Raw genomic sequence first — 18618 nt, 5'->3', positions numbered from 1 at the left:
GAACAGTTTCGTGAGCTTGTTCGAAGATCTGTTAACTTGTTCCCTTGAGTGAATGAATTCATATTTATTGTGGTCACAGTTACATTTTTACGCTCAAGGCTTGTGCTAATCTCGAGCATCATGCACTTAAACTATGTATATAAAATATGAATCATAATATCCCATTAAGGGCGTTACAGGTTTTCGAATCATGCGCAAGGTTGGAAAGTTGCTCACTCGCTGCGAATGAGTTATGCATCACTCAGAGTGCGGTCTCGCAACAGATAAAGCTGCTTGAAGATTACTTCTTAGAAAAGCTGTTTCATCGCAATGCCGGCAAGATCACCTTGACTGAGTCAGGCTTGGAGTTGAGGCAAAGGCTAGCGCCAGTTTTTTATGATTTAAACAGTGTATGTGCGAGTTTAGTGCCTGATATGGCTAACGAAGTTAGGGTTCATTCCTATAACTCCTTAGCCGCCCGCTGGTTAGTACCTAAAATGGCGAAGCTAAGAGCAGAGCACCCAGAGTTCAATATCAATGTTGGTATGTTCCAAGATGATGTCGAGATGAGCGATATGATCGCAGATATCTTTATCATCACCCGCGAATGCCAAGACGGCTATACCATTACCCCGTTAGTTGAAGAGAAGCTGGTGGCTTTTTGTAGCCCTGAATATTTGCAAAAACATCCAGAGATCTCCTTGAGCACCTTCCATGAGCAGACACTGCTTTACTCAAAACATAAAGACTATGGTGTCGATTGGGAAGGCTGGTTTAGATATAACAAAGTTGCAGTCGGCCCCTTACAGCGAAAAATTATTTTCAATCATAATATGCTGGCGGTTCAGGCGGCAATTTTTGGTCAGGGGATCGTGTTAGGTTTAGAGCAAACACTACAGGTAGAGTTAGATTCAGGAAATCTTGTGAAGTTGGAGCTCCCCCATTGCTATACAGGCTGGACCTACTCAATTGCCTATAAGTCCTCGAGAAAACGAGACGCCCGTATAACTAAGATTGTCGATTGGATTATTAAAGAATATGCCGCGACAACGGAGTCTCAATAAGCCGAAGTCGCCGATAAAAGGCCGACTTTAACAAAGCCCTTACTCTCTCTCGGTGTTTGTTTGGTTTCAATTTTATTAGCATACCTTTTGACTAACGATATTAAAGGGGCTTCTCATGATTGAAAAAGGACAAACATTACCAGCTGGAACCTTGGCTGAGCTTACAAAAGATGGCGTGGTAACTCATGATATAACGGCGCTTTTTTCTGGAAAGAAGGTCGTTTTATTTGCGGTGCCGGGTGCATTTACTCCCACTTGTTCAGAAGCACACCTTCCAGGTTTCGTGGTTTTTGCCGATCAATTAAAAGGTAAGGGCGTTGATCTTATTGCCTGTATCTCGGTGAATGACGCATTTGTTATGAAAGCGTGGGGCGAAGCGCACAATGCGTCTGAATTAATGATGTTGGCGGATGGTGATGCCAGTTTCACCAAAGCATTAGGGCTTGATATGGACACTGGAAACTTCGGCGGTGTTCGCTCACAGCGTTATGCGATGGTGATCGACAATGGCGTTGTGACCTTACTTAATGTCGAGGCGCCTAAATCCTTTGAAGTCAGCACGGCAGAAGCGATTTTAGCCGAGCTGTAAAACGGCTTTATTGTATCAAGCAGTCTTAATGTTAAGGCTGTTTATTCCGAGGCTAATTTCGATGCACGTTACACTTTGCTCTACCTCTGAGGCAATGATGGCCGATTGCTCAGATGCTGCCTTTGCATGATTTTTCATGCTGTTCATCGCTGTAGCGAAATCATCTAAATAACAAACCTGTTGCTGTGTGTGGCTGGCTCCTTGTTGCGCTGAGAGTGCCATATTGCTCGCTTGGGCCTGTACGCTTTGTGCGAGTTGCCACAGTTTTTGAGTTCGTTGTTTTTGTGTTTGTGTAGCGTGTTCTATGCCGTTCATTCTATGGTCTAAATCGCAATTAGCCGCAGTTAGCTGCTCTAAAATCCCCACGATCTCTTTGAGTGATATCTGCGTGCGTTGAGATAAGTTTCGCACCTCCTCAGCCACCACTGCAAAGCCGCGCCCCTGCTCACCGGCTCTGGCTGCTTCAATGGCGGCGTTTAGCGCCAATAGGTTGGTTTGCTCGGCAATATTGCTGATCACATCGATGATCCGCGACACATGGCTAACAGAAGTGGTTAGGCTAGAAAGGGCGTGATGGCAATGTTGCACTGCGCTTTGCGTTTCGTCGGTGGCGTTGAGCACAGCTTGCGCTTCTTGCTGACTTTGCAACATCTGCTGCTGGGTCTGCTGAGCGTTATTCTCCACTTTTTCAGAAGTGTCACAGGCTTCTTTAGCCAGCAGGCGAATATGCTCTGTTTGTTCTTGGGCGGTAAGCACAATTTGCTGGGTTTGCTCTGTACTAGTTGAAATGTGACCTATACGATTGACCAGTTGGCTTAATGAATGAGACACCTGAGTGATCTGCTTGCGCTGCAGTTCTTCCTCCTCCTCGAAGCGATCGAGCAGTTGATTGAAGTGGTGGGCAATTCCACCCGTTTCGCAGCGGCTATAGATGGCGATCCGTTCTCGGCTATTGCTTTCGGTGAGTTTGCGAAAGGCGTGGCTAAGCTGTTTTAGCGGTTTGACTACCCGCTGTTGTAGCAGGATCGGGTAAGCAACGGCAAATAAGATCAGTACCGAAACCATGGTATAGATAGCGAAGGTTAATTGTTGTTTTAGTTGTTGGTTTTGCTGACGTTGCTGGTCGCCCAAGACCATTAATTGTTGCTCAATAGTATTAATATCTTGATTCAAAAGCCGCTGGGAATCTTGGTTTTCAGTCAGCTGGTTATGGGTATTGCTGATCTCCTTACTGTACCGCTTAGTCAAACTTAACAGCTCTGCGATGGTATCTTCTCCAATTTCGATGGTTTCTGGCTCATCGTCGCCAAGGGAGAACTCATCTTGTTCCTCTGCTGTGTAGAGCCCAATAAGTGGCAGGTTTGTCAGTTGCTTGTTCCAAGCTTCAAGCTCATTGATGTGGCTTGATAGGATAGGTTTTAGGTGCTGTTGTTTACCGATCAGGTAGTTATCACTTAACTGCGAGAGTTTGTAGACAAGTGGAGGCAGGGCACGAGTTAATACCAAGTATTGGTTGGCTAAGTTTGGATGTTCATCTTGGCCAAGAATAGCGTAGTCGACCAAGTGATTATTGAAATTTAACATTTCAGATTCAGCATGGGCTAAAAGCTGTCTTGGGTTGCCTGATAATTTTCCTGCAGTGCGGTATTCACTGTTTAAGGCTTGGGTAAAGCGAGTGATGAACCGCTGCAGTTGCTCGGTATCAAGCGCATTTAGTTTAGCCATTTTCGTGGCCAACTCGGTTAATTTTAGCTTGGCATCTTCAAGTTTGATGCTATTGCCACTTAACAGGTAGCTGTCGATTTCTCGTCTTATATCGACTAGAAAGCTGTGCTGGATCTCTTGCAAGGCTGTTGTCTGCTGCTCTATATATTGACGTTTGTCGTTACTGAATAATAGGCTGGCCGCCAGCAATGCCGCGATAGCCACAAGTGCGATGGAAGCAGAAAGAGAGAGGGTGGATATTTTCATTGTACGCGCCAAGTTTAAAACATGGCGCTAGAGTATGGCATTTGGGTTACAGATAAATTACACAGAAACTATTCAATCGGTAACCAAACTTGAGCATGCAATCCGCCCTCGCTACGGTTGGTGAGGATGACCTTGCCCTGATGCCTATCGACAATACGCTTGATGATAGCCAGACCTAAACCCGATCCAACACTGCCGCGGGCCGTATCGCCTTGGGTAAAAGGCTGGAACAGTTTCGGGATCTGCTCTTCCTCAATCCCGGGGCCATCATCCTCGACACTAAAGCCGACATACTGACCATTAAACTGTGAATTAATCCGTACCCAGCCATTACCATAGCGGTAGGCATTTTCGACAAGGTTGCTGATCACACGTTTAATGGCAATCCCTTGCATCGGAATACTTGGACACTCACTAAGTTCTGAAGCTATCTTTCCTTCACGATTCGACTCGGCTTGAATCACATCCTGAATCAAATCATTAATTTGTTCGGGTTCTCGTGTACCTTCCTGATCTTGCCTGATATAGGAGATGAACTGATTAATGATGGCGTCCATATCTTCAATATCGCTGACGATGCCATCTTTGAGGTATTGGTCCTCTTCTACCATCATTTCTGAGGCTAAGCGGATCCGAGTCAACGGTGTGCGAAGGTCGTGGGAGATCCCCGCCATTAATAGTGCTCTGTCCTGTTCCAGCTGTTTCATGCTGTGAGACATCTGATTAAAGGTGTTGGTTACCTCAACTATTTCCGTTGAGCCACTTAACGGTAGCGGTTTCGGATAGTCACCTCTAGATACCGCAATAGCGGCCTTTTGTAGTCGTCTCAGTGGACGGTTTTGTTGGCGAGCAAACCACCATCCGCCCGCAACACTCAATGCGCCGATCACCATTAAGTATAGGGTTAGCGGTGAAAGACTTTTCTCATTGAGGCCGGTAAGCGGAACTCTGATCCAGATAGAAGGAGCCTGAGGGGGACGGATCCAGATCTCAAATTCTTCCCCCTGAGCGATACGCACCTCTGCCTCTCCACCTAGGTATTCGGACATCTGAGAGGATAAGAAACTGTAGTAAGTCGCGCGTTCGATGCCCGCTTGGCGAGCTTGCTTTTGGTTATAAAACTGCATGGTGTCATCACGCACCTTGGCGTTAAGGGCATCCACCATGGTGAGGTGTTCACGGCCGATATCGACGCCATCAACAAACAGCAGTTTGACCTGTCTGGCTATTAGTTGGTTGATTTGCTGATAACTGGGCTTAATGAAGTAAACGGCAACAGATATGTACGACACCAACTGATTTGTCAGCAGCAAACAGCCAATCAACATTACTGTTTGACTGAAGGAGCTGCGTGGCAAAAAGCGTTGCCACCATCGTCTGTTTAAAGCCACTTATCTATTTACGCGATTGGCCGTCAGGCACAAATACATAGCCAAGGCCCCATACCGTCTGGATATAGCGTGGGTTAGCTGCATCTTTCTCAATCAGACGGCGTAAACGCGAAACCTGCACGTCAATCGAGCGCTCAAGTGCTGAATAGTCACGGCCGCGAGCGAGATTCATTAGTTTGTCCCGTGAAAGGGGTTCCCGTGGGTGGCTGACCAGCACTTTGAGTACCGCAAATTCACCACTGGTTAGGGCGATACTTTCTTCTCCGTGGTACATCTCACGAGTCGCAAGGTTTAAGGAGAATTCGCCAAAGGTGATCTCTTCCTCTTGCTGGGTTGGAGCACCGGGTACATCTTGAGTCTGTCGACGCATCACGGCTTTAATCCGTGCCAGCAATTCTCTAGGATTAAATGGTTTAGGTAGGTAATCATCGGCGCCTAATTCTAGGCCTATGATACGATCGACCTCGTCCCCTTTAGCGGTAAGCATTACGATAGGGATAGGGTTACCCGTTTGGCGTAGTCGACGACAGATAGAGAGTCCATCTTCGCCGGGGAGCATAAGATCGAGTACCAGCAAGTGGAAGTTTTCGCGCTCGAGTAGGCGATCCATCTGCTCGGCATTAGCGGCGCTACGTACCTGGTAGCCTTGCTCCATTAAATAACGCTCTAACAATGCCCTTAGTCTCATATCATCGTCGACGACGAGAATTTTTGAGGTTTCTTGTCCCATGTTTAAGGTCCTTTTAACTCGGCGGCCACCTCTTATCGGTAGGCAAATATCTGATATTGAATATGATTAATCCTAATATAGCCGTTTTAATATGTTAATGACTAGCAGGCATTTCCTTCAGTGATGAGAAGGCTTATATTAGCTGGTGGTTTTTGTTGGCTAAGTGTTTGAATTTAATTTCAAAAGCGCGTACCCAACTGAGGGCGTAAAATTGTAAGCAAATTGAAATAGGTCATTATTATCTTTAAAAGCTGAATGTGACCTAGCTAAGCTTAGCGGAATTTATGCTATTATTTTTGTCCCTGAATTATGACCACTCCCTTTATAAAGTAGAACTTATGAGAACCGCTATCGTCACCCGTGAAGGTTTCGAGAAACTGCAAAAAGAGTTGAATTACCTTTGGCGCGAGCATCGTCCAGAGATCACTAAGATTGTTAGCTGGGCTGCGAGCTTGGGCGACAGAAGTGAGAATGCTGATTACACTTTCAATAAGCGAAAACTACGTGAAATCGACCGTCGAGTGCGTTACCTGCGTAAAACCCTCGAAAATGTACAAGTTGTCGATTACTCGCCGGCACAAGAGGGTAAGGTATTTTTTGGTGCCTGGGTCGAAATTGAGAATGATGATGGTGACAAATTGCAGTTTAAGATTGTCGGTTATGATGAGATCTTTGGTCGGAAAGACTATATCTCGATAGACTCGCCGATGGCTCGTGGTTTATTGAAAAAAGAGGTCGACGATGAAGCCGTGATCAAGACCCCTGCAGGGGAACAGACCTGGTACGTCAATCGCATCTCCTATCATGGCTTTGAATAGGCCTTTCTTCCTCATACAGCGTTTTTAGTTGCAGCCTTTTTCTAAGGCTGCAAGGTTTCGCCCCTCAAATAGCATATTTGTCTAAGCATTAGCATTAACCAAAGCCATGGGCTGTGGTATCTTTGGCGAAATACCGATTACCAACTAGGCTCGACCTCTATTTATGCAGAATATTGCACAGCTCATCGCTGAGGAACTTAATGTTCGCCAGCAACAAGTTATCGACACCATTTCATTACTCGATGATGGCGCTACCGTGCCGTTTATTGCCCGTTACCGTAAAGAGGCGACCGGCGGTTTAGATGACGTTCAGTTACGTACACTAAGCAGTCGCTTAGGCTACCTGCGGGATCTTAATGACCGCCGTAACGTTATCTTATCGAGTATTGAAGCACAGAGTAAGTTAACGCCAGAGTTGAAGGCCGCAATCAATGCTGCAGATAGTAAGACTCGCCTAGAGGATCTTTACCTTCCTTATAAGCCAAAGCGTCGCACCAAGGGCCTAATTGCCATTGAAGCCGGCATCGAGCCATTGGCCGATTATCTATTGGCCAATCGTCAAGCCGACTGCGAAGCGGTTGCTAGCGAGTACATCAATGCCGATGCGGGTTTTGCCGATGCTAAAGCCGTGCTCGATGGCGCGCGTTTTATTTTGATAGAGCGCTTTGCAGAAGATGCAGAGTTGCTACAAAAAATTCGTGTTCAGCTAGAGCAAAATGCCCAGCTTGAAAGTCGAATGGTCAAAGGCAAAGAGAAAGAAGGCGCCAAGTTTAGAGATTACTTCGAGCATTCAGAAAAGCTTGCCAAGGTGCCATCTCACCGTGCATTGGCGATGTTGCGTGGCCGCAATGAAGGCATGCTCAGTTTAAGCATTAATGCTGATCCTGCTCAGGATCCTAAGCAGGCGAGTTATTGTGAAGTGATTATTATGGATCACTTCAAGTTAGGTTTAGGCGATAGTAATGTCGATGCATGGTTGAAAACCGTAGTTGCTGCGACTTGGAAGGTTAAGATTGCCCTGCAGATGGAAACCGAGTTTCTAGGTTGCATGCGTGATAACGCCGAGCAAGAAGCGATTAAGGTTTTTGCCCGTAACTTAGGTGATCTATTGATGGCGGCCCCAGCTGGTGCCAAGGCTACTCTGGGCTTAGACCCAGGTTTACGCACCGGTGTGAAAGTCGCTATCGTTAACGATACGGGTAAGTTAGTTGCGCATACCACTATCTTCCCCCATGCGCCGCAAAATCAGTGGGATAAGTCGGTAAGAACCTTAGCTAACTTAGTGAAGATGCATAAGGTTGAGCTGATTGCTATCGGTAACGGTACAGCTTCTCGTGAAACAGACAAACTGGCGGCGGATCTGATCAGCCAAGTGAAGGCCGAGTTACCTAAGTTAACAAAGATTATGGTTAGCGAAGCGGGCGCTTCTGTCTATTCGGCATCTGAGCTAGCGTCAGAAGAATTTCCGGATATCGATGTGTCTATTCGAGGCGCTGTATCGATTGCACGCCGTCTACAAGATCCATTGGCGGAGCTGGTGAAGATTGAGCCTAAGGCTATCGGTGTGGGTCAGTATCAGCACGATGTGAGCCAAAGCCAGCTTTCAAGTTCCCTAGAAGCCGTAGTTGAAGACTGTGTGAATGGTGTTGGTGTCGATGTGAACATGGCGTCGGCGGCGTTGTTAGCACAGGTGGCTGGTCTAAATAAAACCTTGGCGCGTAATATAGTGATGCACCGTGACGAGCAGGGACGTTTCAATAACCGTAAGGCACTGCTTAAGGTTGCACGTCTCGGACCGAAAGCCTATGAGCAGGCGGCGGGTTTCTTGCGTATTCGTGAAGGGGAGAATCCACTCGATGGCTCTTCAGTGCATCCAGAAGCATACTCATTAGTAGAGTCGATTGCGGCCGCTAAAGGCATCTCTGTTGCCGAGTTAGTGGGTAACGCTGAGTTACTTAAATCCCTTGAGGCGAAAGATTTTATCACCAGCGAGTTCGGTCTACCGACCGTCACAGATATTCTTGCAGAGCTTGATAAGCCAGGACGCGATCCTCGTGGTGAGTTTAAGACGGCGACCTTTAAAGAGGGGGTTGAAGAGATAAAAGATCTGCAACTGGATATGATCTTAGAAGGTGTGGTCACTAACGTGACTAACTTTGGTGCCTTCATCGATGTGGGCGTTCATCAAGATGGTTTAGTGCATATCTCATCGATGACAGACAAGTTTATCGATGATCCACACAAGGTGGTTAAAGCTGGCGATATCGTTAAAGTTAAGGTAATGGAAGTCGATGCCGAGCGTCGCCGTATCGGTTTGAGTATGCGTCTTGATGACAAGGCCGGTGATGCGCCTAAGAGTGCGCCACGTCCAGCTCATAATAAAGCGAACTCAAATAAGGGCGGTGCTAATCAACAGCGTGGTCAGCAAAAGACTCATAAGCCGAAGCAACCAGCTAATGCGGCTATGGGCAATGCTTTCGCCGATGCGTTCGCTAAACTGAAGAAGTAATCCTAAGTCCGATAAAGCGCAACGTGAGATACAAAAAAACCGACAACTGAGTTTGTCGGTTTTTTTATGCGGTCTCTAAAAAGCCGGGGGGATTATTGGGCTCAGTGCGCTGGTGGTAAAACGCTTCTATACGGACGCCAAAAGCTTGATAAAACTGTAGGGGCTCATTAGGCATGGTTGTTTTGTTTTCACTCTTCACATCGCTACTAGCAACAACTTGTTCTGGGATCTTGATATCGCTGCGCTTGAGTGGCCTGCGTTGGCTAAGCAACTGTTTTAGGTTGAGTGCGGTATGCTGTTTCTGCTTTTCTTGACCCGATTGCTCTTGCTGTTGGGACTGACCCTGCTGCTTCTGTTGCACAGACTCGCGCAGCTTAGCTTGGCTTTGAGCATGTTCGGCAGTACGTTCATGTTGTGGATTAAAGGCACGCTCTTCGTGGCCTTTAGTTGCTTGCTGTGGGGGGATAATCGGTGGACGCTGTTGACCATCCGTGCGCGCAGAATCGGTTGCAGCATTAGATGTTGCAATCGGCACGTTGGGATAGTTGGTCACCACTAACATAATGTTCCCCTATAAAGTCTCGATTAAATATTAACCAATTCGGGGCGGGAAATAAAGCTAACAATATTGACTAGTTGGCTTTATGTTGGGCAAATCTAGAATAACAAAATGCTTTTATATCAGACTAGTTCATCTAGCCATTGATTAAAGCCTTCGACAAACTCCTGCTGATGGCTAATAAACGGTGCGTGGGAGGCTTTGTTGATTAGTAGGTCTTGGCTTCGGCTAAGTTGCGGCATCGTAGTGATGACTCTACGGGGCACTAGACCATCTAATCGTCCCCAGACTCTGAGCCAAGGTTGACCAATCTGGGCTAGCTGGCTGCGCAGATCGACACGTTCCAGCATGGTTAATCCTTGGGCTAATGCAGATTGCTGTGCTTTAGGCTTAGCCAGCACTAATTCACGTAGCTGTTTGATATCGCCTTTGGCGGTTGCACTTCCCATGGCCTGAATTGCAAGAAAACGCTCAACGGTTTTATCGAGATCGTGGGTCAGCTGTTGCGCGAATTGATTTAATACTTCAGGTGCGATCCCTGGCCAGTTGTCATTGGCCATAAAGCAAGGGGATGATGCTATGGTGCACAAGGCTGAAACACGTCGCGGATGGTGTATGGCGGCAAGTGTTGCGACTAACCCTCCCAAAGACCAACCAGCCCAGATTGCCTGTTGTGGCACAACCTCTAAGATAGCATTAAGCCAGTCGTGGATATCTCCCTCAACGGCTTGGCTATCGCCAAATCCCGGCAGATCAACGAAGTGAATCCTATACTTAGTCAATGCGCCTTGCAGTGGCGCAAATACGGCGCTGTTAACCCCCCAACCATGAAGCATCACTAGATCGGGCCCTTCGCCGATAGATTCGATATATAGCTTGGTTAAACTCATTTTATGCCTCATGGGTTAGCGTTGAGACTTAACAATGAAAAGGAATTCATTATCAAGAAAGCACCTTGGACTCGGTGGCTGGCAGCAATTTTACCCAATCGCTGTTTAATGTGCCATCAACAGATAGAGTCTAGTAACCGAGGGGTCTGCAGCGTGTGCTTGCATGCCAGTCGTTATCAAACGCCAGTTTGCTTGGGATGTGGTGGTGAGATCCCGCTGCTAATGGCTTTTTGTGGCCATTGTCTGGCATCGACACCTTTAAGTGTTATCGCTCCCTGTAGCTATCACCAAGGTCTAGGCCATTGGATTGGACAGATAAAGTATCAGGCGCAGTTTGCTGTGATAGATGTGCTGGTCGATGCGCTAGTGCAGCGTATTCTATATCTAGAATATTTAGGTTTCACCGATCTGCCGCAGGTGTTGATAGCGGTGCCACTACATGAAAAAAGACTACAACAACGCGGTTTTAATCAGGCTTGGCTAATCGCGCAGGCACTTTCTAAGCGTTTGGGGATCCCCCTTGTTGATAATGTACTGCTAAGAGTGAGAGAAACTCAGCCTCAGGCGGGACTGTCAGGTAAGTTGCGCCGTAAAAACCTTAAAGATGCCTTCACTCTCTCTGACGATTTTAACTGGCAGCGAGTGGCGTTAATTGATGATGTGGTGACCACGGGTACCACGGTGGATGAGATTGCGAGACTATTGCAGCGAAAGCACACTCAGGTACAAGTTTGGTGCCTAGCGAGAGCCGAGGCACCAGGAAAATAGTGTAATGATATGGTCACAAGGGCCATGTCTACGAGTATTAATGTAGCGCCGGAATGAAGTAGAGCGCATTGGCGTAGGCTTTCTCAGCTCCAAGCCAAATATTTCTGAACAGCAGATTATCGGCTAGCGCTACCACGGCGCCCTTGTTACGTGACTCGATAATCATTGCGGGGGAATGACTAAAGCTGCTCTGGTACTCTTTGGCCAGATAGCCGCTCAGCAGTGGCTGAGAAGCATAGCTCGCCGCGACTGAAAAGGCTTTGCTGCTCGGTGAGAAGCCTAATACTTTGTTTTTCATCACTGGCAGACGATCACCATTAAGCCCAAAGCTGAGAGGATGGCTCGTATCTAACTTTAGCTCGACAATCGCACCGCCAATCTGCTGTTTGGCATTGAAGTCCGATTTCTGCTCGAAGGACAATCCATCGGCAGTAAATAGCTGCTTATAAAAACGTTCACTGCGAAGATCGGTCGCGAGTAGGTTGGAGTCACTTAACCAATTCAGTGCGCCTTTTTGGGCAATGACTACACCACCTTCAGAGGCAAACTGACCCAGCTTGCGAGCAAGGCGATCATTTAAGGTTTTATAGTTGCCATCGGCTAGTAGTACATGGCTGTAATCGGTTAATGTTATTGATGCAAGATCGTTACTGTCGATGAGCGTGGTAGCTACGCCTAGAGTGTTATCTAAGTAGTACCAGAGCTGACCAACCTCGGCAATCGAAGTCCCTTTACCGCTAACAACGAGAGGTCGAATCGGCTTTATAGGCTTAAAATCAGGGCTGCCGAGATCGATTCCCTTAGTCGCGCTGCTGGTATTGGTCGCTATAACATCGACCTTAAACTCTTGTGCTAACTGTTTTACACCTTGGCGTATTTCACTCGCCGATAAGCCATCCTGTTTGAGTGGGACTTGCAGGGTTCCGGCTACAAAATCTATTTCACCATCACCAGTCAAAATACTAAATGGCTTAGCGGCAAACTTAACTTTTATCTCTTGATTGAGTAGTTGCTGTAGTAATACCGCGGCTTGGCTATCGCGCCAGTCAATGAGTAAGGCGACGGCATCATCATTCCATGTTGGTAATGAAAACTGAGCTGGGCTTTGGCTTAAAACAGTTAGCTCAAGTTTGACATTACGACGTACTGACAGATCGAATGCGTGTTGTAGGCTCCAGGTCGAGATATCATAAAAAGTCGGGTCGATAAATTCGGTTCTATCGTCAAACATTGCGCTAAGTAGTGCGCTTTGTGCCTGCTTGTTAGGGATAAAAATACTGCTGTCGACATCAAAATCCACGCCACCTTGAGTGAGTTTATTGGTGAGGTAGTAGTATTCGATCTGGTGTTGGTTGAGTAGATGGGCTAACGCTCGAATTCTGCTTGGGTCATTGTTCGTGCTGAGCAGCAACCCCGCTTGGCGAGGCTTTTTTCGCATCGCTTTTTGATGCTTGTCGTTAAAAAATTCCGCTTGGTATTGCTCTAGTTCAGACTTTAACGCTAGAGCGCCTTTTAGACTGGAAATGGACGTTGCATATTGGTTCTCTATAGCTTGTTGAAAGTGAACTACGCCATTGATTGAGTCCTGCTGTTGTCCACGAGCGCTGGCTTGCTCAAACAGCACGCCAATTGCGCCATTGATATCTGGGTAGGTAGAGCCTTTACCATAGAAGAAATCATCGAATAGTTGGCGGCTAAAATAGCTCTGTTTTTTCTCATCGAGTGCCGCTTGGTGATAGGCGGCGAGTTTTGCTGTTAACTTCTGGTTGCCTGCTGGTGTGAGTGGGTGGGTTCGCTCGGGCACGCCGGGCTGAAAAAAGTAACTGTAGTTATGGCCCATCTCATGGAAGTCACCCACATAGTGGGGTTGCCAGCGGTGAAATAGTGCTACGCGGCCTTGGGATTCGGGGTGGCGCAGGAATAGCCAATCGCGATTGAGATCGGCGAAGTAATGGTTGCTTCGACCCGTCGGCCAGCCCTGCTTATGCTCTTTATGATTGGGGTCGCTAACGACAACTTTACCTGCATAGCCATTGGCCCAAGTTGAAAATCGGTCGAGCCCGTCGGGGTTTTGGCTTGGGGTGATAAGAACTACCGCCTGTTCCAGCAACTCTGTGACCCACTTTTCTTCGCTGGTGGCTAACATATGGCTAAGTTGTAGTGCACTATGGGCGCCGCTGATCTCATCACCGTGAATAGAGTAGGCCAACCAGATGATTAGTGGTCCACCTTGCTTACCCTGGTATTTGATCTGCTGTCGCTGAGCTAAGATCTCATCGAGTTTGTTTTGATTCTCTACTGAGGTGATAACGGCGGTTAACTGCTGCCTAGCCTCATGGCTATGTCCTGTATTTTCCAGTGATACTCTGGGGTTTTGTTTGGCTATCTCTTTGAGGTAGTAATTGATCTGATCGTGGCGCAGTAAACGCTCTCCGAGGGGATAGCCTAAAAACTCCTCTGGACTAACCGTGTTTACGCCATATAGGGGACTGTCTGTTAAACGCGTCTTCTTCGCTTCGGCAAAAAAAGAGGATGATATTAAAAAGGCGTATAAAAAAACGAGGCAGATTCTGAGCATGGGTTTTTCATTATATTTATAATATTGTTATTAAATTAGCAGCTCGGCGTTGACAAAACCACAGCCGGATATGATAAAAAACTGTGATCTGGATGGTGTTTATTCTCAAACTGTGAGGGATAGGGGCTACAAAGGAGTGCAGAGTAAGAGTATTATAGGGCTAATTCTTACTAAAACACTCAGGTTTACTCCTGACGGAGCATGTTTTCATGATTACCATTTCCGAAGCAGCTCAGGCGCATTTTGTTAAATTGTTATCAGATCAGCCTGAAGGAACCCACATTCGAGTATTCGTTATCAGCCCTGGCACAGCTCAGGCTGAGTGTGGTGTTTCATATTGTCCACCCGATGCTGTAGAAGCAGATGATACAGAGTTAGAGTTCAATGGCTTTAGCGCCATGGTTGATGAGAAGAGCGCTCCTTTCCTAGAAGAAGCTAGCATCGACTATGTGACTGACCAACTTGGTTCTCAGCTAACACTTAAGGCGCCAAACGCGAAGATGCGTAAAGTGTCTGACGATGCGCCTTTGACTGAGCGAATCGAGTACATGATCCAGTCTGAAATCAACCCACAACTTGCCAGCCATGGTGGTAACATCATGCTAGTCGAAATCACCGAAGACGGCATCGCAGTACTTCAGTTTGGTGGTGGTTGTAATGGTTGTTCAATGGTTGATGTGACTCTAAAAGATGGCATCGAGAAGCAGTTACTTGAACAGTTCCCAGGCGAATTAACTGGCGTTAAAGATGTGACAGAACACCAGCATGGTGCTCATTCTTACCAGTAATACAGCGACATGAATAAATAAAACGCGACCAAATGGTCGCGTTTTTTATGCTTGAAGAGACGGTAATTAGTCCAGTACCAGCCTGAGTTTGAAGTAGTAGTGCAGCGATAATGAAGCACTACGAGCCAACATAAAACAGCTCATCGCTGCCCATAAGGCAAAGTTACCTTGTGGCTCTAACAGATACCAAACCGGGAAAAACACACCAAAGGTCGATAAGATCATGCTGTTACGCATCACCTTTCCTTGCGCCGCACCAATATAGACACCATCGAAAAGGTAGGAGCCAAAGGCGAGCAGAGGCAGGAATATCACCCAAATCAAGTATTGCTCGGCCACGGCTCGCACCTCACTGATACTGGTGAGCATAGAGATAATCTGTGACCCCACAAGGGTAAAGAACACCGTAAAACCTAGTGCAGCGATGGCGGACCAAGCCCAGGCGAGAGCCACAGATTCTTGCATTAAGCGGCTATTTTTCTGGCCATGAGCGCGTCCGACCTCGGCCTCAGCATAGTAGGCTATGCCATCGAGTGCGTAGGAGATAAGAAGTAGTAGGTTGAGTAACACCGCATTAGCGGCAACGGTGTTATCACCTAAGCCGGCCCCATAGAAGGTCATAAAAGCAAATGACAGCTGCAGACAAAGGCTACGAATAAAAATATCTGTGTTTAAACTCATTAGCTTGGCGTAGCTTTGCAGTGATAGTTGCTTGGCGATTTGAATCAGCTTAAAGTCACCGAGTTTGCAGAGCTGGCCGCGCACCATAGTCAGAGCCACTGCGAAGCCAGCAATATCGGCGCATACCGATGCGATAGCTGCCCCTTTTACGCCCCAGCCAAGCGCTAGAACAAAGAGAACATCTAAGACTATATTCACTAGGTTGGCTACAATCAGCTGCCACATCGCCGCTTTGGGCTGCTGCCTGCCGAGTAGCCAGCCAAGTAGTACTAAGTTCATCAGTGCAAACGGGGTCGACCAGATCCGGATCTGGAAATATTCCCGACAATAGCGTTCGACTTCGATACTGGCATCAGACATTGCCATCGCTAAATTAACGATAGGTAACTGTAGCGCTATGGCTGCAATACCGAACATCAGTGCTAGACTTGCTGCTTGTACCAAGAGTCTAAACTGTTGCTGGGTGTCGTTTGCACCATAGGCTTGAGCAACTAATCCTGTAGTTGCCATGCGTAAAAATCCTAGCAACCACAAAATTAAGGTTATAATCGTTGACCCAACTGCCACGCCGCCCAAATAATAGGCGTTACTAAGATGTCCAACAACGGCGGTATCGACGAGTCCCAGCAGTGGCACCGTGATATTTGATAAAATCATCGGCAGTGCGAGTGCAAGTAATTGTCGATTTTTTTGTGGGTTTAACAATAAGGCAATCATTCTAGAGGTCTAATATTTATGGTTAAAAACGTGTTGCTAGCGCTACTCGCGCTGACAGGTTTTTCGGCTCACGCGACGGTGATATTACAGTATCATCATGTTTCGGATAGTACGCCAGCGATCACCAGCGTTACCCCTGCTCAATTTAAAGAGCAGATGCAGTACCTGGCGGAAAACAACTTCAATGTAGTGCCACTTTCAACTGTGGTGGAGTCAATTAAGGCTAAGAAAGCGCTGCCTGCAAAAACGATAGCGATTACCTTCGATGATGGTTATCGCAGTATTGCTAATACAGCGCACCCCATTTTAAAGCAATATAAATTCCCCTACACCCTTTTTGTCTCGGTGGAGCCTATTCTAAAAGAGTATGGTGAAATGATGAGTTGGCAGCAGCTGATTACTTTATCTGAAGAGGGGGCAGAAATTGCCAATCACAGTTGGGGGCATGAGCATCTTATTCGTAAGTTGACGGGAGAAACCGATGCGCAATGGTTAGCGCGTATCGAGAGTAATATCCTACGAACAGAAAATGAGATAGCAAAGGCCACTGGTCAGAATCTGAAAATGCTGGCTTACCCTTATGGTGAATATAATGAGCAGATAGAAGAGATGCTCGACAAGCATGGCTTTGTGGCATTTGGTCAGCAGTCCGGTGCAGCGGGCCCTTATTCGCCGTTAACGGCACTGCCTCGTTTTCCTGTTGCTGGCGTCTACGCCGATCTAAATAGTTTAAAGGTGAAGCTACATAGTTTGAATATGCCAGTACTTGCCCAAACTAATAGTAACCCTGAACTTTCTCAAGGCCAATGGCGCCCAGAAATAAAGGTTACCTTGGATATGAGTGATATCAATGCCTCACAGCTAATGTGCTTTATTCAAGGTCAAGGGGCTAAGAAACCTAACTGGATCTCTGACAATGAGTTCAGCATTCAGGCTGAGCTGGATCTGCCCGCAGGGCGTTCACGTTATAACTGTACGGCTCCGAGTAAGAGCAAAGGAAGCTACTACTGGTTTTCGCAACCTTGGGTTCGACCAAAATCGAACGGACAGTGGATTGCTGAATAACATTTACCAAACACCCTATATAAAGGTGTTTAGCATCTTCCAAAGCCAGTAGCCGAGCTATACTCGTTACTGGCTTTTCATTATGTAATTGCTCGGTGTCTTCACCTTTACCTTATAGTAGAGACACTTTTCATATATATGGTTAGTGACTCTCTATATATAGCAAGATTCCTGTTTTAGTATTTAACTCCCTTTGACAGAAGCTTTCGATCGTAATCATGTGCTTAATTATTAAGAGCTGTGTATTTATGGTTGAAACTTGAGGCTTTTAAACGCCTCTTAATGGTTTAGTCATCGTTTAGCTTGCTAAAAAGAAGCTTTGATACGCTTTTAGCACTCTAGGTTGTGTGTGCTCGCTTCAGTTTTATTGTGTTTTTTGCGTAACTCTGTGGATAACTTGTTGGTTAACTGTGCCTAGTAAAGGTATAAAAATTAAATGTATTTTTCTTTCAAAAAGCGCTTGCGCTCGCCTCAAATCTCCCTATAATGCGCATCCACTGACACGGCACAGCAGGCCAACTACCCAGCGTAAACGCTAGATAGMACGGGACTTGCAGCGGTGTTAGGGATTCGAAAATCGGAAGAGATTTGAATCTGGTGACAAGCGGTTTAAGAGCTTCATTTGATGTGCCTTGTATAAAGAATCATCGCTTGAAAAACTTCTTAAAATAAACGCTTGACGCCAACAACGGGAAGTGTAGAATACGCAGCCCTAGCCACTTGGAACGGTTCGCTGAGAACGCCAAGCAGGCAACGCTCTTTAACAATATGACAAGCAAATCTGTGTGGACACTCCGCTTGCGCTCATCTTAAATCTCCCTATAATGCGCATCCACTGACACGGCACAGCAGGCCAACTACCCAACGTAAACGCTAGATAGCACGGGACTTGCAGCGGTGTTAGGGATTCGAAAATCGAAAGAGATTTGAATCTGGTGACAAGCGGTTTAAGAGCTTCATTTGATGTGCCTTGTATAAAGAATCATCGCTTGAAAAACTTCTTAAAATAAACGCTTGACGCCAACAACGGGAAGTGTAGAATACGCAGCCCTAGCCACTTGGAACGGTTCGCTGAGAACGCCAAGCAGGCAACGCTCTTTAACAATATGACAAGCAAATCTGTGTGGACACTCACAGAGATTAAGTTATTCGAAACTGTCTTCTAACGAAGCAGTCAAAAATTTACTTAATGAATGAGTGTTCATAGCAATATGTAATACAGAATTCGTTGAGCCGCTGATTTCACTCTTATTTATAAGAATGGATGAAGCAAAAAAAACTTTAATTGAAGAGTTTGATCATGGCTCAGATTGAACGCTGGCGGCAGGCCTAACACATGCAAGTCGAGCGGTAACACAAGGGAGCTTGCTCCTGAGGTGACGAGCGGCGGACGGGTGAGTAATGCCTAGGTATCTGCCCAGTCGAGGGGGATAACAGTTGGAAACGACTGCTAATACCGCATACGCCCTACGGGGGAAAGGAGGGGACCTTCGGGCCTTCCGCGATTGGATGAACCTAGGT

General features: G+C 46.7%; 14 protein-coding genes and 1 rRNA gene. 8 read left to right on the top strand and 7 right to left on the bottom strand.

Annotated features, from left to right (window positions below):
- Positions 1–146 precede the first annotated feature (146 nt).
- Both L1D44_RS03660 and L1D44_RS03655 read left to right on the top strand, forming a co-directional pair.
- Positions 147–1043 carry a LysR substrate-binding domain-containing protein gene (locus tag L1D44_RS03660; protein ID WP_239888859.1) on the top strand — a complete coding sequence of 299 codons (897 nt, stop codon included), beginning with the start codon at positions 147–149 and terminating at the stop codon, positions 1041–1043.
- Between the two features lie 115 nt (positions 1044–1158).
- Positions 1159–1632: a peroxiredoxin gene (locus tag L1D44_RS03655; RefSeq protein WP_239888858.1), complete on the top strand. Its 474-nt coding sequence runs from the start codon at positions 1159–1161 to the stop codon at positions 1630–1632.
- A 15-nt stretch (positions 1633–1647) separates the two neighbouring features.
- On the opposite strand, the gene L1D44_RS03650 is transcribed toward L1D44_RS03655, so the two are convergent.
- From L1D44_RS03650 to ompR, 3 genes are all read right to left on the bottom strand, one after another.
- Positions 1648–3603 carry a methyl-accepting chemotaxis protein gene (locus tag L1D44_RS03650; protein WP_239888857.1) on the bottom strand — a complete coding sequence of 652 codons (1956 nt, stop codon included), beginning with the start codon at positions 3601–3603 and terminating at the stop codon, positions 1648–1650.
- A gap of 68 nt (positions 3604–3671) precedes the next feature.
- Positions 3672–4994: a two-component system sensor histidine kinase EnvZ gene (gene envZ / locus L1D44_RS03645; protein WP_345773623.1), complete on the bottom strand. Its 1323-nt coding sequence runs from the start codon at positions 4992–4994 to the stop codon at positions 3672–3674.
- Between the two features lie 4 nt (positions 4995–4998).
- On the bottom strand, positions 4999–5724 hold the full coding sequence (ompR, locus tag L1D44_RS03640; protein WP_202723030.1) for a two-component system response regulator OmpR: 726 nt from the start codon (positions 5722–5724) through the stop codon (positions 4999–5001).
- Positions 5725–6062: 338 nt separating this feature from the next.
- Between ompR and greB the strand changes: the two genes are divergently transcribed.
- The gene (greB, locus tag L1D44_RS03635) at positions 6063–6542 is read left to right on the top strand and encodes a transcription elongation factor GreB (RefSeq protein WP_239888856.1); all 480 of its coding nucleotides are present in this window, start codon (positions 6063–6065) and stop codon (positions 6540–6542) included.
- Positions 6543–6705: 163 nt separating this feature from the next.
- A complete protein-coding gene (locus L1D44_RS03630; protein ID WP_239888855.1) occupies positions 6706–9051 on the top strand; it encodes a Tex family protein in 2346 nt (781 codons plus the stop codon).
- Positions 9052–9115: 64 nt separating this feature from the next.
- On the opposite strand, the gene L1D44_RS03625 is transcribed toward L1D44_RS03630, so the two are convergent.
- Positions 9116–9613: a hypothetical protein gene (locus L1D44_RS03625; RefSeq protein ID WP_239888854.1), complete on the bottom strand. Its 498-nt coding sequence runs from the start codon at positions 9611–9613 to the stop codon at positions 9116–9118.
- Positions 9614–9732: 119 nt separating this feature from the next.
- Entirely contained in the window at positions 9733–10500 is a 768-nt protein-coding gene (gene bioH / locus L1D44_RS03620) for a pimeloyl-ACP methyl ester esterase BioH (protein WP_239888853.1), read from the bottom strand.
- A gap of 108 nt (positions 10501–10608) precedes the next feature.
- Between bioH and L1D44_RS03615 the strand changes: the two genes are divergently transcribed.
- Complete coding sequence (locus tag L1D44_RS03615) at positions 10609–11268, top strand: phosphoribosyltransferase family protein (RefSeq protein WP_239889003.1); 660 nt, start codon at positions 10609–10611, stop codon at positions 11266–11268.
- A gap of 37 nt (positions 11269–11305) precedes the next feature.
- On the opposite strand, the gene L1D44_RS03610 is transcribed toward L1D44_RS03615, so the two are convergent.
- A complete protein-coding gene (locus L1D44_RS03610) occupies positions 11306–13846 on the bottom strand; it encodes a M14 family zinc carboxypeptidase (protein WP_239888852.1) in 2541 nt (846 codons plus the stop codon).
- 209 nt (positions 13847–14055) lie between these two features.
- Between L1D44_RS03610 and nfuA the strand changes: the two genes are divergently transcribed.
- Positions 14056–14634 (top strand): Fe-S biogenesis protein NfuA, encoded by a 579-nt coding sequence (gene nfuA / locus L1D44_RS03605; protein ID WP_220770790.1) that lies wholly within the window; start codon positions 14056–14058, stop codon positions 14632–14634.
- Between the two features lie 66 nt (positions 14635–14700).
- Here the strand turns inward: nfuA and L1D44_RS03600 are convergent, their stop codons facing one another.
- On the bottom strand, positions 14701–16032 hold the full coding sequence (locus tag L1D44_RS03600) for an MATE family efflux transporter (RefSeq protein WP_239888851.1): 1332 nt from the start codon (positions 16030–16032) through the stop codon (positions 14701–14703).
- 18 nt (positions 16033–16050) lie between these two features.
- Between L1D44_RS03600 and L1D44_RS03595 the strand changes: the two genes are divergently transcribed.
- Together L1D44_RS03595 and L1D44_RS03590 are read left to right on the top strand one after the other, a co-directional pair.
- A complete protein-coding gene (locus tag L1D44_RS03595; RefSeq protein ID WP_239888850.1) occupies positions 16051–17097 on the top strand; it encodes a polysaccharide deacetylase family protein in 1047 nt (348 codons plus the stop codon).
- 1282 nt (positions 17098–18379) lie between these two features.
- A 16S ribosomal RNA gene (locus L1D44_RS03590) occupies positions 18380–18618 on the top strand; the annotation flags it as partial.

Source organism: Shewanella sp. Isolate13 (genome assembly GCF_022398325.1).
Taxonomy (GTDB): domain Bacteria; phylum Pseudomonadota; class Gammaproteobacteria; order Enterobacterales; family Shewanellaceae; genus Shewanella.
This window is presented reverse-complemented; position numbering and strand designations above follow the sequence as displayed.